This window comes from Streptomyces sp. NPDC038707 (assembly GCF_040636485.1).
Classification (GTDB): domain Bacteria; phylum Actinomycetota; class Actinomycetes; order Streptomycetales; family Streptomycetaceae; genus Streptomyces.
This window is the reverse complement of the sequence record NZ_JBEZUP010000015.1, coordinates 133,541-154,826: the sequence shown is the minus strand read 5'-3', so window position 1 is coordinate 154,826 and position 21,286 is coordinate 133,541. Positions and strand designations below refer to the sequence as shown.

The window sequence follows — 21,286 nt, the reverse complement described above, 5'->3', positions numbered from 1 at the left end:
TGGTGGGTGAAGACGACATCTCCGGGTGAGATCCGGATCTGACGGCCACCGGCCGGCGCAGAGGAGCGCCGCCGCCGACGTGGCCCGTCTTGTCGTACCCCCTTTCCCATGTCTGCCCAGGGCAGAGATCTCTGTTCTGCCCTCCGTGCCTTCGAGGTCTCTTCATGTCCCACGCCGCCATCGTCTGCTCCGGTCTCTCCTTCGCCTGGCCCGACGACACCCCCGTCTTCCGCGACCTGTCCTTCACCGTGACCACCGGCCGTACGGGACTGGTCGCCCCCAACGGCTCCGGCAAGAGCACCCTGCTCAAGCTGATCGCCGGTGAACTCAAGCCGGTCACCGGCTCGGTGTCGGTCGACGGGACACTGGGCTACCTCCCGCAGAGCCTCCCCCTGACCGGCGGCCTCACCGTCGGCGAGGTGCTCGGCGTCGCCGAGGTGATCCGCGCCCTCGACGCCGTCGAGTCCGGCGACGTCAGCGAGGAGCACTTCACCACCATCGGCGACGACTGGGACATCGAGGAGCGCACCCGTGCGCAGTTGGACCGGCTGGGCCTCGCCGGCCTCGACCTGGACCGCAGTCTGAGCACGCTCAGCGGCGGCCAGGTCGTCTCCCTCGGCCTGGCCGCCCAGTTGCTCAAGCGCCCGGACGTCCTCCTGCTCGACGAGCCGACCAACAACCTCGACGCCGAGGCCCGCCACAAACTGTACGACGTCCTCTCGGACTTCACCGGCTGCCTGCTGCTGGTCAGCCACGACCGTGTTCTGCTCGACCGCATGGAACGCATCGCCGAGCTCGGCAGCGGCGAAGTGCGCCTCTACGGCGGCAACTTCACCGAGTACGAAGAGGCCGTCCGTGCCGAGCAGGAGGTCGCCGAGAAGAACGTCCGCAACGCCGAGCAGGAACTCAAGCGTGAGAAGCGGGAGATGCAGCAGGCCCGCGAACGCGCCGAGCGCCGGATGAGCAACGCCTCGAAGAACCTCAAGAACGCCGGCCTGCCCAAGATCTTCGCCGGCAACATGAAGCGCGGCGCGCAGGAAGCGGCCGGCAAGTCCGGCCAGCTGCACGCCTCCCGCGTCAGCGAGGCCAGGGCCCGCCTCGACGAGGCCGGACGCGCGCTGCGCGACGAACAGCGCCTCACCCTGGAACTGCCCGACACCAATGTGCCGGCCGGCCGCAACCTCTTCCTGGGCGAGGGCATGCAGGTCCGCCACGCCGGCCGCGCCGTCTTCGCCGACGGCGGTGTCGACCTGACCGTCCGCGGCCCCGAGCGCATCGCGCTCACCGGGCCCAACGGCTCCGGCAAGACCACCCTGCTGCGGCTCGTCACCGGGGACCTCACCCCGGACAGCGGGGAGGTCAAGCGCAACGACGGCCGGATCGCCTACCTCTCGCAACGCCTCGACCTGCTCGACCTGGACCGGACCGTGGCGGAGAACTTCGCCGCGTTCGCCCCCGAGCGGCCCGAGGCGGAGCGGATGAACCTGCTCGCCCGGTTCCTCTTCCGCGGGGCCCGCGCCCACCTGCCCGTCGGCGTCCTCTCCGGCGGCGAACGGCTGCGCGCCACCCTGGCCTGCGTCCTGTGCGCCGAGCCGGCCCCTCATCTGCTCCTCCTCGACGAGCCGACCAACAACCTCGACCTGGTCAGTGCGGGCCAGCTGGAGAGCGCGCTCAACTCCTACCAGGGTGCCTTCCTGGTGGTCAGCCACGACGAACGGTTCCTCGCCGAGATCGGCGTGAACCGCTGGCTGCGGCTGGCCGACGGCACGCTGAAGGAGACGGGAGCCCCCGTGGGGTGAACCCCGGCGTGTGACGTGGCCCGTGTCCGAGGCTCCGCGCCCGGCGGGCCGACCACCGAACACAACGGAAGGTTCCCCATGCCCCAGCCCGCTCTGCTCGCCCGCGACCTCGTCCGCACCCTGGGCGGCCGGCGCGTCCTCGACGGCGTCTCCCTGACCGCCTCCCCCGGCCACCGCATCGGCCTGATCGGGGAGAACGGGGTCGGCAAGTCCACCCTGCTCCGGGTGCTCGCCGGTGTCGACGAACCCGACGCGGGAAGCGTCTCGCGCCCCGCCGAACTCGGTTACCTCCAGCAGGAGATGCCCTACGACGCCGACGCCACCGTCGCCGCGGTGCTGGACGAGGCGCTGCGCGAGGCCCGCGAGGACCTCGCCGGACTGGAACGGCTCGGCGAGGAGCTCGCCCGCGTCCCGCAGGACGACCCCGGCCACCAGGAACTCCTCGACGCCTACGGCAGGCGGCTGGAGCAGGCCCAGGACCGGGAGTCCTGGGACGCCGACCGCCGCGCGGCCCTCGTGCTGGACGGACTGGGCCTCGGCACGGTCGGGCATGACCGCACCCTCGGCTCGCTGTCCGGCGGGCAGCGCGGCCGGCTCGCCCTGGCCGCGCTGCTCGTACGACGCCCCTCCGCGCTGCTGCTGGACGAGCCGACCAATCACCTCGACGACGGCGCCGCCGCCTTCCTGGAGGAGCAGCTGCGCACCCTGCCCGGAACGGTCGTGGTCGCCGGCCACGACCGGGCGCTCCTCGACGCCGTCTGCACGGACCTCGTCGACCTCGACCCGGCGGTGGACGGCCCGGTCCGCTACGGCGGCAACTACACCGCCTACTTGGCCGAGAAGCGCGCCGAACGGGAGCGCTGGCAGCGGCGGTACGCCGAGGAACAGCAGGAACTGGCGGAGCTGCGGCAGGCGGCGGGCGTGACCGCGCACCGGGTCGCCCCGGACCGCGGCCGCACCGACAACGAGAAAATGGGCTATGGCCGCCGGGCGGGCCGGGTGCAGAAACAGATCTCCCGCCGGGTGCGCAACGCGACCCGGCGGCTGGAGGAGCTGGAGCGCGCCCAGGTCGCCGAGCCGCCGCGCCCGCTGCGGTTCGCGGCCGGGGAGCTGGCCGCACCGGCCGCGGAGGGCCCGCGGCCGCTGGTGGCCCTGCGGGACGTCCGGGTGCCCGGCCGGCTCGCGCTGGACGCGCTGGAGATCCCGGCGACCGACCGGCTGCTGGTCACCGGCGGCAACGGGGCCGGCAAGTCCACGCTGCTCGCCGTACTCGCCGGACGGCTGGCGGCCGAGGGCGAGGTGTGCAGGCGACACCGGCTGACCGTGGGGCTGCTCACCCAGGACACCGTGTTCGACCGGCCCGAACGCACGGTCCGCGACACCTACGCGCTGTCGCTGGGCCCGGCCCGGGCCGAACAGGTGCCGCTGACCTCGCTCGGGCTGCTGCACGAGGCGGACCTGGACAAGCCCGTCGGACGGCTGTCTGTCGGGCAGCGGCGGCGGCTCGCGCTGGCGCTGCTGGTGGCCCGTCCGCCCCAGTTGCTGCTGCTCGACGAGCCGACCAACCATCTTTCCCCGCGGCTGTGCGACGAACTGGAGGAGGCCCTGGGCTCGGGCCCCGGCGCCATCGTCGTCGCCAGCCACGACCGCTGGCTGCGGCGGCGGTGGCGGGGCCGGGAGCTCCGGCTGGAGCCGGGAGGCCGGCCGGACGCGGGAGGCGGACGGCGGGAGAACCCGGCCACGGTCCGATCGGGGGCCTGAGTCACAGGCGCCGCGGACGGGGGTGCCGCTCCTTGCGCGGCACCCCCTGGAACGGTGACGGGTTCTTGCGCTCCCCATCAGTCACCTGTCAAGATGGTGATGTGAACCTCGACCATGTTTTCGTGTGCGGACATCCGGCCCTCGACTTCGCGGCCACCCTGCGTGCCCGGCGTTCGGCCCGGTTCGAGATGTTCGTGGCACCGGACCGGCTCAACGCCTGGTACCTGGAGTCCGGACTCGTGGACACGATCACGCCCGCCGACGAATCGGACGTCCGGGAGGCGACCACCGTGCGCGAGGCCGTGTACCGCCTCGTCACCAACCGCCGGCTCGGTGAGGAGTTCGACCGCGAGGCACTCGCCGTGGTCAACGGCGCGGCGCGCAGGACGCCGGTGACACCGCAGCTCACCATGGCGGGCCGGCACAACGAGGGGACCCCGGCCCAGGCCCTGGCGACCGTGGCGCGGCAGGCCGTCGAGCTGCTCAGCGGCCCGGACGTCCCGCTGATGAAGGAGTGCGGCAACCCCGAGTGCACACGGGTCTACGTCGACCGCTCCCGGGGCATGCGGCGCCAGTGGTGCGGCATGGAGTCCTGCGGCAACAAGATCAAGGCCGCCGCCTACCGCGCCCGGAAGAAGACCGCGCCGGCCCGCGCGATGACCCCCTGACCCGGGCACCGGACGGTTCCTCCGGGCGCCGGAGCCCGGTCGGCCGTCGGACACGCGAACCAGAAGGTGCGGCAGACCTCCGCAGGCCTTGTGCCGGTCAGCCCCCACCACCGGGGAACATCCGGACGGTGCCGGCCTCCGGCTTTTGACCGTGGTCCACACCGGATTCCCTTGCGGGGTCGGCCGGCCACGCGGCGCGGACGAGGAGCCTGGTGACGTCGGTGGTGGTCCCGGGGCCGGCGGCGGCGAGCCGGACCGCGAACGTCGGCTCACCGGGCGCGAGGGTCGGGAACCGACCGCCCCCCGCCCGGAGCAGGCGCCTTCAGGTCCATCGGCGTCAGGTCGAGCAGCGTGCGCCCGCCCAGGTCAGCGGGCCGGGCCCGGTCCGGCCTCGCCGTCTCCGCTCCTGTCGACGGCACGGCCAGGACGGGGGTCCGGAAGGCCGCGGGGTCTGGCCGTCCGTCAGGGCCGTGATCACGTCCGGGCGCGGCCCGGAGCGCAGTGCCCGGGCGAAGCCGGAGCGCAGGTCGGGCCCTCCGCCGCCGTCAGCGTCCTGTTCGCCGTCCTCCGCGGCGGAACACCTTCTGCGCATCGGAACCCCAGCTCGCTCACCGTCCGCAGAGTCCCTTCACACGCCGCCCGCGGCCGGGCCCCGCCTCCGGCCTCCGATCGCCACCAGAACGTGCCGTTCTCCGGGACCGGCCCTCGCAGAGCGCGCCAACCCGTCTGCCCGCCCGCCGAGTGTCACGCTCAGCCGCCGGCCTGCGTGCTCAGTCAGCAGTCCTCCGGCGTGTCACAGAAGACGTGCCAGGGCCGCTTCGGACGGGCTTCCGGCCGGCGCCTGGTAGATGATGATCACCTGTTGTTCGGCGCCGCCGACGGTGAGCGCCTGCCTTCGCACGGCGAGGCTGCCGACGACCGGGTGTGCGAAGCGCTTGAGTTCGTCCCGGGCGGGCCGCGTCTCGTGCCGCCTCCACAGCCGACGGAACTCTTCGTCCGTCTCCAGCTCGGCGACCAGACGGGCGGTCCTGGGGTCGCGTGGGTCGGCTTCGGCGCGCAGGGCCGCCGCGGTCTGCGCCGCTACCTCCCCCCAGTCGGGAAAGAGCCGGCGGGACGCCGGATCCAGGAACACCGCCCGGACCAGGTTGCTCCCGGGCTCGTACATCGGAGCGAGCGCGCGGGCCTGCTTGTTCGCCGCCAGTACGTCGAAGCGCCGGTCGCGGACGTACGCGGGGCGGTCCGTCCACGCGTCGAGCAGCCGGTGCACGTCCGGGGAGACCTCGGTCCGCGACGGCGGCACGGGGGCGGGGCCGGCGAGGGCGTGCAGGTGGGCGGAGGCGTCGGCGTCCAGTTCCAGCGCCCGCGCGAGGGAGCGCAGCACCTGGGGTGAGGGATGCCGGTCGACGCCCTGTTCGAGCCGGACCAGGTACGGCTCGCTGATTCCGGCGAGCCGGGCCAGTTCCTCCCGGCGCAGTCCTGCCACCCGGCGACGTCCGCCGGCGGGTACCCCCGCGTCCGCCGGGGCGACCCGTCCGCGCCGGGCCTTGAGGAATTCTCCCAGGTGATTGTCGGCCGCCATGATGCGAGGGTAACCCTGCGAGGGTGCTGGCTGGCCAGGCGCGAACGGCGCAGGCTCGATGCCATGAAGACATGGTTCATCACCGGCGCGTCCCGCGGCTTCGGCCGCATCTGGGCCGAAGCCGCTCTCGGCCGCGGCGACCGTGTCGCCGTCACCGCACGCGATCCAGAGACCCTGCGACCCCTCCTTGACGCCCACGGGGACGCTGTCCTCCCGCTCCGCCTTGACGTGACCGACCGCACCGCCGCCACCGCCGCGGTGCAGCGGGCCGCCGAGGTCTTCGGCCGCCTCGACGTGGTCGTCAACAACGCGGGGTACGGCCTGTTCGGCATGGTCGAGGAAACCACCGAGGAAGAGGCCCGCGCGCAGCTCGACACCAACCTGTTCGGCCCGCTGTGGGTGACGCAGGCGGCCCTGCCGTACCTGCGGGCCCAAGGCAGCGGCCACATCCTGCAGGTCTCCAGCGTCGGGGGCCTCGCCGCCTTCCCCACGCTCGGGCTGTACAACGCCTCCAAGTGGGCCCTGGAGGGCATGAGCGAGGCCTTGGCCCAGGAGGTCGCCCCGTTCGGGATCAAGGTGACCCTCGTCGAGCCCGGCCCCTACGGCACCGACTGGTCGGGGGCCTCCGCGGTGCACACCGAGCCGCTGCCCGCATACGAGCCCGTCCGCGCCGCGCGCCGGGCCGGTGCGTCCGCGCGCACGCCCCAGGACCCGCGCGACACCGCCGCCGTTGTCCTCCAACTCGTCGACACCGACGCGCCGCCCCTGCGGCTGTTCCTCGGCACCTACCCCTATCCGGTTGTCGAGGCGGCGTATCGGAAGCGGCTCGACATGTGGAACGAATGGAGGCACCTCGCCTCCCGTGCGTGACCGGGGCGGAGGCCGCCGTCTTCGAAGACAACCCCTTGAATCCTCCGGCCTCGATTTCCTTGGAGTGCTGGTCACGGACGCCTGCTGCCTGGGTGTCGAACAGGCGGGCCGCGTACGACCCAGGGCGGCGCCGTGCGGATCTGCCAGCCTGCCGTCGGCACTGCCGTCCAGGTCCGGCCGGGGGACTTGCCGGTCCGGTCGGCAGATGCGCAGCCTGAGCGACCCCACCGCCCATGGTGAACCGGTCCGGCCCGAACACCCCGGCCATCGATGACAGTGCTCGGGCCGACGGGTGAACCCGAGGCCACCGCGGCTGGGTAGCGTGCGGGCGAAGGCAGAGGAAAGAGGAGGTGATGACGAATGGTCTGGGGTGGATCGGCGAGCACTGGTACAGCGGTGCGGTCGTCAAGGACGGGATGCTCGCGGACATCTCCCTCACGGCGGTGCGCGGCGTGGACCCGGTGGACTTCCGTGGTCCGCCTCGGTGCCGATCGGCACCGGGCCGAACGGCCCCCGCTGTACAGGGACTTCGAGCGGCGGGGCGTGGCGCCGGGCGACAGCGTGGCGATGTTCGGACGAAGCGGCCGCTCGAGGACCGCCTCGGCGCGTTCGCCGCTCCGGATGCGGCCATGCGCCAGGCCGGGGCGGTGCGGGCCACCTTCCCCGGATGTGAGGACGCCGAGGACGAGGACGAGGAGTTGGCGAGGCGGCTGTTCACGACGGTGGGCGAGCATCTTGGACTGTCGCTGCCGCGCCGGGAGATCGAACAGGGGCTGCTGCCCGCGGTGCACCTGCCCTCGCCGGTGTGAACCGGTGGTCACGGGGACGACCTGTCGTCAGTGGTTCTTCGCGGTCATGGTGCACTTCACGGCCGTGCTGTCGCTGGAGCACGCCGCATTCATGTTCGTGTTCAGCCAGTACGGGTCCCGGTCCGGCAGCCGCTGGTTCGTGTTGAAGGCCGCGAACCCGGCCATCGAACCGCTGTTGTCGCTCCCGGAGATCGCGGACCCGCCCACACACCCCCTTCCACGTCGGCGTATGGCCGTCGATGTTGAACAGGTGGACGGTGCTGCCCTGCTTGCTCGTGAAGGTCTGCACACAGGCGTTGCCGCTGCTGACGGGGTTCAGGCCACCCGCGAGCGAGGGCATTCCGCCGCTGTTGTAGGTGGAGTTGAAGGCGAACTCGTCGCAGTTGAGCTGGTCTGTCGTGCTGTTGAGGGCGCTGGTGTCGCCGTTGGCCGCCGCCGGCCGAGCAGGGAGTTGTCGATGACGGTGGCCGCCGCCATGAGTTCATCTGCGTCGCGACGCCGTCGCCGTTGCCGTAGGTGCAGGTGGCGGAGGGCACACGACGCGCTTCCGGCGTGAACCGTGGGGTCCCGTCACGTGGGCCACGAGTTCGCGAAGCACATGAGTCCACCGTCTGATGCCACCGCGACGCAGTACGACCGCAGGAGGAGTCCCGCCTCCTGCCACGGTCGCAAAGCGGCCCTTCACCTGGCGTGCTCGATTGCGACTCCGGTTGCATGCGATGGCGCCCCTGGAGCGATGTGGCATCGTGTGCCCCGCCCCGAGGATGGCCGGGTGACCGAGATCATCGCGGGGCTGTACATGTCCCCTCTGGAACTGCTTGCCCTGCCAGGTGCCGTCGCGCTGGTGGTGGCGCGCTGGCTTCCGCCCGCGGCCCGTCCACGCGTCACGATCGCGGCGGGAGCGGTTCTCGTGCTGTCCGCGGTCGTGCTGAGCGTGGTGGGAATCCGCTGGCAGATGCTGCCCGTACTGGCCGGCGCCGCCCTCGCGTTGCCGTTCGCCCTCTCTCCCCTGCTGCGACGCCGTACCGGCCGGCCGGCGTGGCGGGCCCGGTGGTGGCTGGCGTTGCCGGGGACGGTCGTCTGTACCGGCCTGATCGCCACGGGGCCGGTGGCCGCCTGGGCCTTTCCCGTACCCGTGTTCCCGGAACCGTCGGGCCGCTTCGCGGTCGGCACCCGCGTGGTGCAGTGGACCGACCCGCACCGGCCCGAGACCGCCACCGCCGACCCGCACGACCGGCGCACGGTCGTGGTCCAGCTCTGGTATCCCGCGCAGAAGAGTCCCGCGAGCGCGCGGCGGGCCCGGTATCTCGGCCGCACGGAGCACGAGGCGCGCACCGTCTCCGACGCACTCGCGCGCTATGTCGGTTTGCCCGGCTTCCTGGTCGACGGCGTCCCGCGTGCCCGCACCCACTCCGTCTTCAACGCCCCGGTGGCCGGCGGGAGTACACGATTCCCCGTCGTGCTGTTCTCTCCGGGGCTGGGCGGAGTGCGCACCCAGAACACCGCCTGGGCGGAGGAACTGGCCAGCCACGGCTATGTGGTGGCCGCCCTCGACCACCCGTACGACTCCGCCGCCGTCGTCCTCGCCGACGGCCGGACGATCACCACCAAGGTCGCCTCCACCGGCGACCCCGACAAGGACGAGAAGCTGGGGATCGGCTGGGCGGCGGTTCGAGCCGCCGACCTCAGCTTCGTCCTCACCCGGCTGGAGCGTCTGGACCGAGGTGATACCGGTGACCCGCTGACCGGGCGTCTGGACACCGGCCTGGCCGCCGTGACCGGCCACTCCATAGGCGGCGGTTCGGCCGTGCGGGCAGCTCGCCAGGATCGCCGGTTCGACGCCGTCATCGATCTGGACGGCTATCCCTACGATCCCGCCTCGCGCCCGCTCCACCAGCCGGCCCTCGCGCTCACCCAGGCCATCACCCCGGACACCGACCCGCGCTACCTACCCCGCCTCACCGAGGTCCTCAAGCGCAACACCGCGACGAGTTACCGGCTCACCGTCCCCGGCGCCGCACACCTCACCTTCATGGACGCTCCCCTGTACCTGCCGCCTGTGCCCTCGCTACTCGGCTCCCTGGGCCGCACCGAGAGCCCGCACGTGGTCGCCGCAGCCACGCTCGCCTTCCTGGACACCACTCTGCGGCACCGACCCGATGACCTCGCCTCCGTCCTGTCCGCCTACGGCGACCTCAGCGTCTACCGTCCGGGCAAGAGCCGCTGACGAACTGTGCGACCAGGGACCGTGCCGGATCCGCAAAGGTGCGAGGTGCGCAGGGTGACGGGGACGACGAGGACGGTGAAATTGCCGCAGAGGGTGCGGTCCCCGCGGTCGCGTGGCCGGCACCGGCCAGTTCCAGCACCGTGAAGATGCTGACGGAGCGTTCCACGATCGATCCGCCCCCGAGAGCCACGGCCCCCATGGACGCACGGCGAAGTCTCGTCCCTCAGCCCGTTTTCGCCGTGCGGGGCCCGCAGCATGCCAGAGCACCAAGCCGTGGACAGCCACTCCGCGCCAGGACTCACCACCCTGCGCACCTGGGCACGAGCCGGTCCGAGGGCGGCGGGGGCATCGCTCGCTGGTCGATGCCCGCGATCGCCATGGCAGGGTGCCGGCCGGGCGTCGCCTCAGTTCGTCAGCCGTTCATGTGCTGTCCTTCGCTGTGGGGTGGCTTGTTCGGAGTGGTCCGCGACTGTCGGGCCGCCCTGCCCACGACAACGTCAGGACCTGCTCCATGACCGCATCGGCCGCTCTTCGGCGCCCTCATGTTCTTGCTCGCTTTCTCGTCGCCGCACCCCTCCTGGCCGCGGGCGCGCTGACCGGCGTGCCGCCGGCGCACGCGGCCGGCGCGGACGCCGTCCGCATCAACGAGGTGGTGACTACCGGCGGCGTCAACGACTCGATCGAGCTGTACAACAAGGGCACCGCCACGGTCGACGTGTCGAGCTGGGTCCTCACGGACGACGACCAGGGCCACACCTACAAGATCGCTTCCGGGACCACCCTGGCGGCGGGCGCGTACAGGGCGTTCGACGTGAGCGGCGCCTTCGGCCTGGGCTCGGACGACGAGGCCCACCTCTACCTCGCGGACGGCAAGACACAGGTGGACAGCTTCTCCTGGAGCAAGCACTCCGACCCGTCGTGGTCACGCTGCCCTGACGGCACCGGCGCGTTCCGACAGGCGTCCGCGGTGACCCTCGGCGGCTCGAACAACTGCGGCACCGGTGGCCCGGACGGCGGCACGACTCCGGCCGCGTGGCCGGGAAGCGGCAGCGTGACCACCGCGGACGGCTCCAATGTGTTCGGTCAGGACCTCAGCGGCCTCTACCAGGAGGCCGGTGTGCTCTGGGGGGCGCAGAACAGCGGCAGGCTGTGGCGTCTGGTGCGCGACGGCTCCGGCGGATGGAAGCCGGACACCACGGGCGGCTGGTCCTCCGGCAAGTCCCTGCGCTTTCCGGGGGGCTCGGGCACTCCCGACACGGAGGGCGTCACCCTGACCGGTGCCGGCTCGGCCGCAGGCGTGTTCGTGGCCAGCGAGCGCGACGGGGACGCGTCGGGCACCAGCCGCCTGTCGGTGCTGAAGTACGACGTCAGCGGAACAGACTCGTCGCTGACCGCGTCCAGGGAGTGGAACCTCACGTCCGACCTGCCCTCGACCGGCTCCAATCTCGGTCTCGAAGGGATCACCTGGATCCCGGACACCGCGCTGACCGGCTCCGGGTTCAAGGACGCCTCGACCGGCACGGCGTACGACCCGGCCCGCTACGGCGGTCACAGCGGCGGGGTGTTCTTCGTGGGTGTCGAGGGCACGGGCATGATCTACGGCTACGTACTGGCCGACTCCGGCTCCTACACCCGCGTCGCCTCCTTCACCAGCGGCATGCCCGCGGTGATGGAACTCCAGTGGGAACCGCAGGCGTCGCGCCTGTGGGCGGTCTGCGACAACACCTGCGAAGGCCGGCATCGCACCCTGAAGATCGACACCAACGGCGTCTTCACCACCGCAGGCGTCTTCAACCGCCCGTCGGGTATGCCCAACTACAACAACGAGGGCTTCTCCCTGGCCGGCGCGGACGAATGCGTGGCCGGATCCAAGCCTGTCTACTGGGCGGACGACTCCAGCGACGGCGGCCACGCTCTGCGCAGAGGCACCATCACCTGCTGAGCAACGGCCCGCGGCGGACCCGGCGCGCCGAACCGAGAAGGCCGGGAACACAGGCACGCGCCCAGTGCCTCAGTCCGACCTGAGCGGTCAGCCCTCCGGGCCGCTGGTCGTGCGGTCGTCAGAAGTCGTACGGCTTCTTGGTGTTCCAGTTCAGCACGTCGGCCTCGTTCCAGCTGAACTGCGGCTTCTGGCCCTTGACGGCGACGGAGTAGAAGGGGCCGCTGCGACCGTCCGTGCCGCGCAGCGCGATGGCGAGCGACTGCGCGGTCCGGTTCTTCGAGCCGTAGTCGAAGAGGTTCACGGCGCTGTAGGCCTTGCCTCCGGGCTGGAGCGTGATGTGCTTGTCGCCGCCCGGGTTGTCCTTCCTGGAGTGCGGCAGTACGCGGTTGTCCACATTCCAGTCGAGGACCACGGCCGGGTACGAGGTGACCCAGCACGGCTTTGTGCCCTCGTTGACCGCGGTGAGCAGCAGGTGGTCGCCCTGTTCACCGGCGAACCGGTGTACCGCGCTGACCGCCAGCTCGTCCCCGCGGCACGGCTGGGCGTCGGTCGTTGGGGCGGCCTTGCTCGCGATCTCCTGCGCCCCGCCCATGGCGGTCGCCGAGCGCAGCTCCTTCGTGGCGGCACCAGCGCTGCCGGCGCTGTGGTCGCCGCCCGCCGCCTTGGAGTCGTTGCCGGCGCCGCCGCAGGCGGTCAGGCCCAGCGCCAGCGCGGCAGTGACGGCGGTCAGGGCGGCGGCGGAGCGGACGGTGCGGGGGACGCGGTGCGTGGTCATGATGAGAACTCCCTGAAGGTGTGTCAGGACTCGGCACTCCCCTGCGCCCGCAGGGTGACCGGACGTCGCGGCTGTTTCGCCGCACCCCATGAGACGACGCCGGGGCGAGCGTCGTTCGCTCCGGTCTGTCCGCATTCGGTAACAAGGCGGCCCAGGCCGGCCGGGTTTCAGGAGAGCCGGTGGGCCGGCTGCCGCGTCACGATGCGTGCGGTGCCGCCGAGTCGCACTCTCAGGTCGGCTCCCGCCGCGGCGACGATGGTGGCGGGACTGCCGAGGGCGTCACCCGTGCCGACGGTGATCCGGTGGATGCCCCGGCCGGCCAGGTGTGCGGCGAGGCAGGCCGTGCTGTCGGCGTTGGCGAGGTCCTCTGGGACGCCGATCGACGGGGCGGACATCCGGGCCCCGAGCATGCCTTCGGGCGAGGGTTGCGAGTGGACGTAGGCGCCGAGCAGGCCCAGGAGGTCGCGGATTGCCTTGAGGCGCTCGATGTCCGGGCGCAGGGCGGCGAGCGCGGCCCGGGTGGGGACCGGTATCAGAATGCGTTCGCGGCCCACGCCGGCGATCCGGACGTCCGGTGCGAGGCCGAGGGCCGCGAGAACGGGGGCGCGTTCCTCCGCGGTGGGGGCGCGCAGGTCGACGGGTCCGGGGTCGAAGGCGGCGGTGGTCAGTTCGCCGTCGTGCTCGGCCCGCCCGGCGAAGACGCGTCCCCCGGCACGGAGGGGGCCCGGCAGGGCCCGGCACCGTCGTGCCGGGCGGCGAGGAGGGCGAGGGCGGCGACCGTGCCGTGCCCACAGGCGGGCAGTTGTCCTTCCGTGGTGAAGAGGCGCAGTCCGGTCGCGTCGGCGGTGTGTCGTACGTACACGGCGTGCGAGGTGCGGTGTGCGGCGGGGGTGCGGCGCCGTTCGTCGTCGTCCAGCCTCCCGTTCGGCGTACCCGGTGGTGGTGAGCCGGGTGCCGCGAAGCGTGGCGGTCCGGATCCAGGCGTCATGTCCGTTGCCGGCGCACCGGCGGGTGCCGGCGCGGGCTGATTCCGGCCGTGGCTCGCCCGGGTCCCGCCCCGGCGGTACGGGGCGGGACGCGGGCGCGCGGGTGGGCCCGTCCGTGCGTCCATGTGGACGCCGGAGAGGTGGCGGGCGGCGCGCGGAACGGTCGTCCGCGTCAGATCACGCCCTGGGCGAGCATCGCGTCGGCGACCCGTTCGAAGCCCGCGATGTTCGCGCCGGTGACGTAGTCGCCCGGGGCGCCGTAACGCTCGGCGGTCTCATGGCAGGTGGCGTGGATGTCCCGCATGATGTGCGCCAGTTCCTCCTCCACCCGGGCCGGCGACCACGCCGTCCGCGCGTGGTTCTGGGCCATCTCCAGAGCGCTCACCGCGACCCCGCCCGCGTTGGCGGCCTTGCCGGGGCCGAAGGCGACACCCGCACGCTGGAAGAGGTGCACCGCTTCGGGGGTGGTGGGCATGTTCGCGCCCTCGGCGACCGCCTTCACGCCGTTGCGCACGAGGGTGGCCGCGTCGTCCTCGTCCAGTTCGTTCTGGGTGGCGGACGGCAGCGCGACATCGGCCGGCACCTCCCAGACCCGTCCGCCCGGCACGAACCGGGCCGAGGCCCCGCGCCGCTCCGCGTACTCGCTGATCCGTCCGCGCTCGACCTCCTTGACCTGCTTGAGCAGATCGATGTCGATGCCCTTGTCGTCGATGACGTACCCGCTGGAGTCCGAGCAGGTCAGCGGATTGGCGCCCAGGGCGAGCAGCTTCTCTACGGTGTAGATCGCGACGTTGCCGGAGCCGGAGACGACCGCCGTCTGGCCCTCCAGGTCCTCGCCGCGCTCCCGCAGCATCGCCGCCGCGAACAGCACACTCCCGTACCCGGTGGCCTCGGGCCGGATCGCCGAACCGCCCCAGCCTGTTCCCTTGCCGGTGAGGACTCCGGCCTCCCAGCGGTTCGTGATCCGCCGGTACTGCCCGAACAGATAGCCGATCTCGCGTCCGCCGACCCCGATGTCACCGGCCGGCACATCGGTGTGCTCGCCGATGTGCCGGTACAGCTCCGTCATGAACGACTGGCAGAACCGCATGATCTCCGCGTCACTGCGGCCGTGCGGGTCGAAGTCGCTGCCGCCCTTGCCGCCGCCGATGCCGAGACCGGTCAGCGCGTTCTTGAAGATCTGCTCGAAACCGAGGAACTTGATGATTCCGAGGTTGACGGACGGGTGGAAGCGCAGGCCCCCCTTGTACGGGCCGAGCGCGCTGTTGAACTCCACCCGGAAGCCCCGGTTGACGTGCACGCGGCCCTGGTCGTCCTGCCAGGGCACGCGGAAGATGACCTGGCGCTCCGGCTCACACAGCCGCTCGATGAGGCCCGGCTCGGCGTACTCCGGCCGCGCCGCCAGCACCGGCGCCAGCGTGTCCAGCACCTCGTGCACGGCCTGGTGGAACTCGGGTTGGGCGGGGTTGCGCCGCTCGATCTCGGCACGCAGGGCGTCGAGTCGGGTCTTGCTCTCGTCTCGGGTCGTCACAAGGTCCCTTTCTGGCACGGCTGTCACCGGTACGAGACCGGTGAGGCGCCCGGCTCCGTTGCCGCGCGCAGGACAGGGCCGCCCCGGGCTCCTCGTCAGTTGTCCCACTGACCTCCCGGGAAACGGCCGGCTCCTCAGTGTTACCCCTGTGTAAACCCCAAGGCCAGCATGGTCGTGCAACTGTCCGCAGTCTGAGATCACACGCTGCCGCGGCGGCCTTCGGGCCGTGGCCGAGTCAACTCGCCGGCTCCCGGAGCGGCCATGGCCCTGAGGGGGATGCCTTGGTCGTCCGGTCGTGGGCGGCTTCGGCCGAGCCGTGGGTGCGGGGTGCCGACGGCGCCGACGTCAGGCGCGTCCACGACGGTCGTGAACGATCTGCCGAGCGTTATGCCCGCCCCCTACACTGAGCCGCGTGACCAGGACAGGGACCATGCCCTCGGCGGGCCGGGAGGAAGGCGCCGCGGCGTCCGCGCGTCCGCAGACGCTGATGCTGAGCTTCCTGGGGCTGTACGTCCTGGAGCACGGCAGCGCGGTCTACTCGGGCAGCGTCATCGACGTGTTCGCGCGCGTCGGGGTCTCCGAGGACGCGGTGCGCTCCACCCTGACCCGGATGGTCAGACGTGATCTGCTGGCCCGTCACCGCCGTGGCCGCAAGATGTACTTCGGGCTGACCGCGCGCTCCACCGAGGTGCTGCGCGACGGCCAGGACCGCATCTGGAGCGCGGGCGCCGTCAACCGCGACTGGGACGGCACCTGGACCCTGGTCGGCTTCTCACTGCCCGAGGCCTGGCGCAGCCAGCGCCACGACCTGCGCTCACGCCTGGTGTGGGCCGGCTTCGGACCGTTGCAGAACGGCCTGTGGATCGCTCCGGGCCGTCCGGACGTCCCGGCTGTCGTCGCCGGGCTCGGCCTGGAGGACCACCTCAACGTGCTGCGCGGGCACGCGGCCGAACCGACCGAGGCCGCCCAGCTGCTGCACCGGGCCTTCGACACGGCCGGCATCGCCGAGCGCCACCACGCCTTCCTCGGCCAGTGGGACCGTCCGGACCCGCTGCCGTCCGCCCCGGACGACCTGGCCCGGCAGCTCCTGCTGCACACCGACTGGCTGCAGGTCGTCCGCTCCGATCCGCGTCTGCCCGCGGAGCACCTTCCCGGGGACTGGCCCGCGATTCGCGCCGAGCACGTCTTCCGCACCCTGTCCGCCCAGTACGACGCCCCGGCCAAGCGGCTGGCCGACGCGGTACTGGACACCATCCCGGCCGGGCAGGGCTGAGCGGAGCGGGAGGGCACGGTGCGACGCCCCGTGGGCCGCCGCGCCGACGCGGCCGGGGGCAGCCGTACGGCCGGAACCCGTGAACATTCGTCACTTCGTTGACCGCCGTCCGCAATCAGCCCTATATTCGGCGCACCCGCCGCTGGCACCGAGGCTCCGCGGTTCCCTTCCGCCGCGCCGTCCGCCTGCCCGTCGGCGGCTGATGGACACCAGCACGGCCGGCACAGCCCGCTGAAACCGCGTCCCGGGGCGCCCTTCGGCGGCCGTTCCCCGCTCGCACGCCCCTCGTACGCCCTGTCCGTACCGACACGCCGCTCCCGTTCGAGAACGCCTTCCGCGCAGACACGCCCCATCCGCCGTACAGCCCCGTCCGCCGTACAGAGATGAGCCCGCACATGCCGAAGTTCGCGCTCGGCGCGGCCACGCTGGCCGCCGTCCTCGCCCTCGCCGCAGCGGTCCCCGCCGCCGCGCGGAGCGACACCCCGCAGTCCACCGCACCGGCTGCCACCACCACGCGCCACCTGAGCGGGCGCCTCCCGGACGGCGCGAGCTGGATCGCCGACGTGCCCGACCGCTGGAACGGCACCCTGCTGCTGTTCAGCCACGGCTACGGCCCCACCACCGCCCAGGACGCGCCCTCCCCCGCCGCCGGCCAGGCCCTCCTGGCCGAGGGCTACGCGCTGGCCGGCTCCTCCTACGACCCGAACGGCCCCTGGTGGGCGCTGGAGAGCGCCGAACGCGATCAGCTCGCCACCCGGGAGGCGTTCGCCGCCGCCGCGGGCCGTCCCGTCCGCACCCTGTCCGTCGGGCAGTCCATGGGCGGGCTGGTCAACGCCCAGCTCGCGCGGGACGCGGGCGGCGTCCTCGACGGCGCCCTGGGCCTGTGCGGCCTGGTCGCCGGCGGAGTCGATCTGGGCAACTACCAGCTGGACGCCGAGTACACCATCGCCTCCCTGCTCGCCCCCGACGAGCACCTGGAACTTGTGGACTTCGCCGACCAGGACGCGGCCGCCGCGACCGCGGCCCGGCTCACCGCCGCCGTGGAGCGCGCCCAGACCACACCCGCGGGCCGGGCACGGATCGCGCTCGCCGCCGCGTACCTCAACCTGCCCGGCTGGGCCCCGGGGCAGAACGCGCCCGCGCCCGGCGACGCCGAAGGACAGGAGGCGCAGCAGTACTCCTGGTTCGCCCAGGGCGTGCTGTCGTTCATCGGTCCCGCTCGCTACTCCGTCGAGCAGTCGGCGGGCGGCAACGCCTCCTGGAACGCGGGCGTGGACTACGCGGGCCTGCTGCGTTCCTCCGAGCACGCCGACCAGGTCCGGACGCTGTACCGGACGGCGGGACTGGACCTGCGGGCCGACCTCACCGCCCTGACCCGCGGCGCCCGGGTGCACGCCGATCCGCAGGCGGTGCGCCGCCTCGAGCGCACCTCCACCGCCGGGCAGGGCCTGACCATGCCGCTGCTGAACCTGCACACCACCTCCGACCAACTGGTCCCCGTGCAGCAGGAGAACGCGTTCGCCGCCCGGGTGCGGGCCGCCGGTGACGGCGCCCTGCTGCGCCAGGCCTACGTCGCCCGCCAGGGCCACTGCAACTTCACGGCGGCCGAGGTCGTCGCGGGCGTGCACGCCCTGGAACACCGGGTGACCACGGGCCGCTGGGACGGCGGCACCGCACCGGCGGCCCTGCAACGCGCCGCGCTGGCGCTCCACCTCGACGGAGCGGCCTTCGCCCCGTACCGGCCCACGCGCCTCGTCGTCGGCCGCCGCCACACCTGATCCTCCGCTCCCCCGCCGCCGGCCTTCCCCCTGGACCCGCCATGTCGCTGACCCGCCCCCCTTCCTCCCCGCAACCCGCCGGCCCGGCGCCGGGCCGGCTGCCGCTCGGCACCCTCGTCGCCGGCTGTCTCGCGGTCTGCCTCGCCCAGATCGCCCTCGCCGTGCCCGCCACCCTCAACGGCCTCTTCCAGGAGGACCTGCATCCGATCGGTTCCCAACTGACCTGGATATCCGACGCGTTCCTGCTGCCGGTGACCGTGCTGGAACTCACCTTCGGCGTCCTCGGCGATCTGTTCGGACGCAAGCGGCTGCTCGTCGGCGGCTCCGTCGTGGTCGTCGCGGGCGAGGCCGTCTCCGCCGTGAGCGGCGGCGTCCATCTGCTGTGGGTCGGGCAGGTGGTCGCCGGCCTCGGTGCGGCGGCGCTCTTCCCGACCTCGCTCGCCATGATCGCGGCGGGCACGCACAGCCACCGGGACCGGGCGCGCGGCATCACGGTGTGGGCGGCCGCCCTGTCCACCGGCGGGTTCGTCGCCCCCGTCATCGGCGGTGTCACGGGCAGCCACGACTCCTGGCGCGCGGCGTTCGTGGTGGTCGTGGTGATCGCCGCGGCCAGCACCGCGGTGAGCCTCCTGGGCGCCGGGGACTCCCGGGCACCCGAGGGCCGCTCACTGGACCTCGGCGGGCAACTCACCGTCGGCATCGGCTTGTTCGCGCTGTTGTACGCGGTGATCCAAGGTCCGGCGGACGGCTGGGGTTCGGCCCCGGTCGTCGCCGCGTTCGTGGTCGCCGCGGTGTTCGTCGTGCTCTTCGTCGTCGCCGAGCGGCGCGCCCGTTCCCCGTTGCTGCGCCTGGACCTGTTCACCAACCGGGCGTTCGCGGTCGCCTCCGTCGTCGCGGTCGTCGGCATGTTCAGCTTCCTGGGCACCGCCTACGCCACCAGCATCCGGCTGGGCCCGGTGCAGCACCAGAGCCCGCTGCGCACCTCCGTGGCCTTCCTGCTGCTCAACGGTCTGACCCTGGTCCTGGCCCCGCTCACCTCGCGGCTGCTGGAGCGGGTCAGCGGGCGCTGGATCCTCACCGTCGGCCTGGCGCTGATGGCCGCGGGCGACTTCCTCGCCGCGACCCTGCCGGTGCAGGACCGGGCGCTGACCTCTCTGGTGCTGCCCCTGGGACTGGTCGGTGCCGGGTTCGCGTTCACGGTCTCCTCGATCACCGCCACCGCCGTGAACACGGTTCCCCCGCACTACGCCGGCATGGCGAGCGCCTCCACCAGCCTGCTGCGCGACTTCGGGTTCACCCTGGGCCCGGCGGTGATCGGTGCCGTCGCCCTCAGCCGGGCGGCCTCGCTGTTCGGCTCCGACCTGCGCCACTCCTCGCTGAGTCCGCAGGTGAAGGCGGCTGCTACCGAGGTCGCGGCGGAAGGCGGCCCGCTGGCCGTCAACTCCGTGCCGGCCACCGCCCCACCGGGCGGTGCCGCACCGCTGGCGCTGCGAGCGCTCGGTCACGGGTACGCGCTGGGCTTCACGATCTGCGGCGCGGCGGCGCTGGTCTCGTGCCTGCTGGCCCTGATCGCCCTGCGTCGCACGGACACCCCCCAGCACACCGGCACGCCCACGGTTCCCGAGACGGCGACGACCGCCTGAGCCACCCTGGGGAACGGGGAGACACAGGCGGTCGCGCCTCGGTGCGCCTACGGCTTCCGCGCGACACCGACGTAGAGGGGCACCTGTTCGTCGGCGAACTCCTGGTCCGGCTCCGGGTGCCAGTTGGTGACCACCTGGACACCCGGGTCGATCAGATCGAGACCGGTGAAGAAGCGGGCGAATTCCTCTCGGGAACGCACCTGCGCGGGAATGCCGCTCTTGCGGTATATGTCGACGGCCTTGTCCCAGCTGGCCACATCGAAGTCTCCCGTCACGTGCGAGAGCATGAGGAAGCTGCCGGAGGGGAGCGGGGCCACGAGCTCGTTCACAAGATCGTACGGCTTGTACTCGTCGGAGACGAAGTGCAGAAGGGCCACGAGCGAGAGGGCGATGGGTTCCTCGAAGTCGAGGATCTCCTTGGCATCTTGCATGATCTTCTCGGGCTCGCGCACGTCGGCCTCGATGTACTTCGTCGCCCCCTCGGGCGTGCTCCTCAGCAGGGCCTCCGCATGACGGAGAACGATGGGGTCGTTGTCGACATAAACCACGCGTGATCGCGGGTCGACCGCCTGGACGACCTGGTGGAGATTGGGCTCGGTCGGAATACCGGTACCGATGTCGAGGAACTGACGCACACCACGGGCAGCCAGAAGCCGGGCAGCTCGGTTCATGAAGCTCCTGTTGGTCCGGGCGGCGACCCGGATCGCGGGCAGGAACGATATGACCTTCTCGGCGGCCTCCTCATCGACCGGGTAACTGTCCTTGCCACCGAGGTAGTAGTCATACATACGGGCCGGGTGGGGACGGCTGGTGTCAATGGGCTTCGACGTCATCGCTGTTCGGTTTCTTTCGTGTCGGAAGTGTGGCATTGCAATTGCGGGCGCTGGGAGCTTCAGGAAGGGAGGAAGCCGGCTTTCCCGGACCAGGCTCCGATGATGACGGCTGCTGTCTCTCCCCGCCCATGGATCAGCGCAGGCTCATCAGGGTCCCCGCATGACGGCCGGGCTGCCGGGCTGCCGGGAGGGCGCCGCAGGCTCGCTTCCGGCCATGCGCGGTTGCTTCGTCCAGGAGGGCGGGCACGGTCGGGGCCGGCTCGGTTCGCTCACGCCGGCTCCCTCTCCCTTTCGGCCCGCGGCGGTCGTTCGGGGCAGTCTGCCACGGCCCCCGTGAGGCGAACAGACCGCAGCCCGAACTGTGCAGGTCGCACAGTGCAGCCCGCGAACTCATCAGTGCGGCCAGCATAGTTGCTGGTGGCTCGGCTCGCGCGGCACGGATGCGACCAACTCGCCGCCTCTGGCAGCCCTACGGCCTGTTCCGTCCCGTACGCTCCGTCACGCGGGTGCGGGCCTCGCACCGCACCAGGTCGCGCCGGCGCCGGACCGGCGTGCGGCGACGCCGGTCACTCGTTCTTCAGTTCGTGCCCGTTCACTGTGGAGACGATCTTCTCCGTGATCGCCAGCAGGTGCCCCGGCGGCTTGTGGGTGCCGTCCACGTCATTGGCCCAGAAGTGAGCCGCCCGCGTCTTGCCGGCGCTGCGAGCCATGGAGTTGAGGCGGCCGGCCGTGCGTGCCTCTTCCACGTGCGCGGCATGGGTGGAGTTGCCCACCATTTCCTCGATAGTGCTGGCCCCGAGGAGGTGGGAGGG

At 72.3% G+C, this 21,286-nt stretch carries 18 protein-coding genes; 10 read left to right on the top strand and 8 right to left on the bottom strand.

The features are described from left to right. The first annotated feature begins 164 nt into the window (after positions 1 to 164). The 3 genes from abc-f to AB0E62_RS22035 all read left to right on the top strand — a co-directional run bounded on the left by abc-f (position 165) and on the right by AB0E62_RS22035 (position 4,228). The gene (gene abc-f, locus AB0E62_RS22045; RefSeq protein WP_362196179.1) at positions 165 to 1,799 is read left to right on the top strand and encodes a ribosomal protection-like ABC-F family protein; all 1,635 of its coding nucleotides are present in this window, start codon (positions 165 to 167) and stop codon (positions 1,797 to 1,799) included. A 78-nt stretch (positions 1,800 to 1,877) separates the two neighbouring features. Continuing rightward, complete coding sequence (locus tag AB0E62_RS22040) at positions 1,878 to 3,560, top strand: ABC-F family ATP-binding cassette domain-containing protein (protein WP_362196176.1); 1,683 nt, start codon at positions 1,878 to 1,880, stop codon at positions 3,558 to 3,560. A gap of 101 nt (positions 3,561 to 3,661) precedes the next feature. Further along, positions 3,662 to 4,228 (top strand): CGNR zinc finger domain-containing protein, encoded by a 567-nt coding sequence (locus AB0E62_RS22035; RefSeq protein WP_362196173.1) that lies wholly within the window; start codon positions 3,662 to 3,664, stop codon positions 4,226 to 4,228. Between the two features lie 793 nt (positions 4,229 to 5,021). On the opposite strand, the gene AB0E62_RS22030 is transcribed toward AB0E62_RS22035, so the two are convergent. Then, positions 5,022 to 5,807 carry a helix-turn-helix transcriptional regulator gene (locus AB0E62_RS22030; RefSeq protein ID WP_362196170.1) on the bottom strand — a complete coding sequence of 262 codons (786 nt, stop codon included), beginning with the start codon at positions 5,805 to 5,807 and terminating at the stop codon, positions 5,022 to 5,024. Positions 5,808 to 5,870: 63 nt separating this feature from the next. Here AB0E62_RS22030 and AB0E62_RS22025 point away from each other — a divergent pair, with 63 nt between their 5' ends. After that, positions 5,871 to 6,677: an SDR family NAD(P)-dependent oxidoreductase gene (locus AB0E62_RS22025; protein WP_362196167.1), complete on the top strand. Its 807-nt coding sequence runs from the start codon at positions 5,871 to 5,873 to the stop codon at positions 6,675 to 6,677. A 629-nt stretch (positions 6,678 to 7,306) separates the two neighbouring features. Next, positions 7,307 to 7,486 (top strand): hypothetical protein, encoded by a 180-nt coding sequence (locus tag AB0E62_RS22020; RefSeq protein ID WP_362196164.1) that lies wholly within the window; start codon positions 7,307 to 7,309, stop codon positions 7,484 to 7,486. Between the two features lie 27 nt (positions 7,487 to 7,513). Here AB0E62_RS22020 and AB0E62_RS22015 read toward each other — a convergent pair whose 3' ends face one another. Beyond that, the gene (locus tag AB0E62_RS22015; RefSeq protein WP_362196161.1) at positions 7,514 to 7,693 is read right to left on the bottom strand and encodes a hypothetical protein; all 180 of its coding nucleotides are present in this window, start codon (positions 7,691 to 7,693) and stop codon (positions 7,514 to 7,516) included. A gap of 529 nt (positions 7,694 to 8,222) precedes the next feature. Here AB0E62_RS22015 and AB0E62_RS22010 point away from each other — a divergent pair. Beyond that, the gene (locus tag AB0E62_RS22010; RefSeq protein WP_362196158.1) at positions 8,223 to 9,713 is read left to right on the top strand and encodes a hypothetical protein; all 1,491 of its coding nucleotides are present in this window, start codon (positions 8,223 to 8,225) and stop codon (positions 9,711 to 9,713) included. Positions 9,714 to 10,224: 511 nt separating this feature from the next. Beyond that, on the top strand, positions 10,225 to 11,655 hold the full coding sequence (locus AB0E62_RS22005) for a lamin tail domain-containing protein (protein WP_362196155.1): 1,431 nt from the start codon (positions 10,225 to 10,227) through the stop codon (positions 11,653 to 11,655). Positions 11,656 to 11,773: 118 nt separating this feature from the next. On the opposite strand, the gene AB0E62_RS22000 is transcribed toward AB0E62_RS22005, so the two are convergent. From AB0E62_RS22000 to gdhA, 4 genes are all read right to left on the bottom strand, one after another. Continuing rightward, a complete protein-coding gene (locus AB0E62_RS22000) occupies positions 11,774 to 12,430 on the bottom strand; it encodes a DUF4232 domain-containing protein (protein WP_362196152.1) in 657 nt (218 codons plus the stop codon). 167 nt (positions 12,431 to 12,597) lie between these two features. Beyond that, positions 12,598 to 12,984 (bottom strand): PhzF family phenazine biosynthesis protein, encoded by a 387-nt coding sequence (locus AB0E62_RS21995; protein WP_362196150.1) that lies wholly within the window; start codon positions 12,982 to 12,984, stop codon positions 12,598 to 12,600. 110 nt (positions 12,985 to 13,094) lie between these two features. Further along, complete coding sequence (locus tag AB0E62_RS21990; RefSeq protein ID WP_362196147.1) at positions 13,095 to 13,418, bottom strand: hypothetical protein; 324 nt, start codon at positions 13,416 to 13,418, stop codon at positions 13,095 to 13,097. Positions 13,419 to 13,588: 170 nt separating this feature from the next. Further along, positions 13,589 to 14,947, bottom strand: a complete 1,359-nt coding sequence (gene gdhA, locus AB0E62_RS21985; RefSeq protein ID WP_362196144.1) for an NADP-specific glutamate dehydrogenase — start codon at positions 14,945 to 14,947, stop codon at positions 13,589 to 13,591. Between the two features lie 412 nt (positions 14,948 to 15,359). On the opposite strand from gdhA, the gene AB0E62_RS21980 reads away from it, so the two are divergent. The 3 genes from AB0E62_RS21980 to AB0E62_RS21970 all read left to right on the top strand — a co-directional run bounded on the left by AB0E62_RS21980 (position 15,360) and on the right by AB0E62_RS21970 (position 19,641). Continuing rightward, on the top strand, positions 15,360 to 16,220 hold the full coding sequence (locus AB0E62_RS21980) for a PaaX family transcriptional regulator C-terminal domain-containing protein (RefSeq protein ID WP_362196141.1): 861 nt from the start codon (positions 15,360 to 15,362) through the stop codon (positions 16,218 to 16,220). A 395-nt stretch (positions 16,221 to 16,615) separates the two neighbouring features. Beyond that, entirely contained in the window at positions 16,616 to 17,998 is a 1,383-nt protein-coding gene (locus tag AB0E62_RS21975) for a DUF6351 family protein (protein WP_362196138.1), read from the top strand. Positions 17,999 to 18,039: 41 nt separating this feature from the next. Then, a complete protein-coding gene (locus AB0E62_RS21970) occupies positions 18,040 to 19,641 on the top strand; it encodes an MFS transporter (protein ID WP_362196135.1) in 1,602 nt (533 codons plus the stop codon). A gap of 47 nt (positions 19,642 to 19,688) precedes the next feature. Here the strand turns inward: AB0E62_RS21970 and AB0E62_RS21965 are convergent, their stop codons facing one another. Continuing rightward, positions 19,689 to 20,474, bottom strand: coding sequence for an SAM-dependent methyltransferase (locus AB0E62_RS21965; protein ID WP_362196132.1), 786 nt, complete (start codon positions 20,472 to 20,474; stop codon positions 19,689 to 19,691). 566 nt (positions 20,475 to 21,040) lie between these two features. Continuing rightward, positions 21,041 to 21,250: a hypothetical protein gene (locus tag AB0E62_RS21960; protein WP_362196129.1), complete on the bottom strand. Its 210-nt coding sequence runs from the start codon at positions 21,248 to 21,250 to the stop codon at positions 21,041 to 21,043. Positions 21,251 to 21,286: the final 36 nt, after the last annotated feature.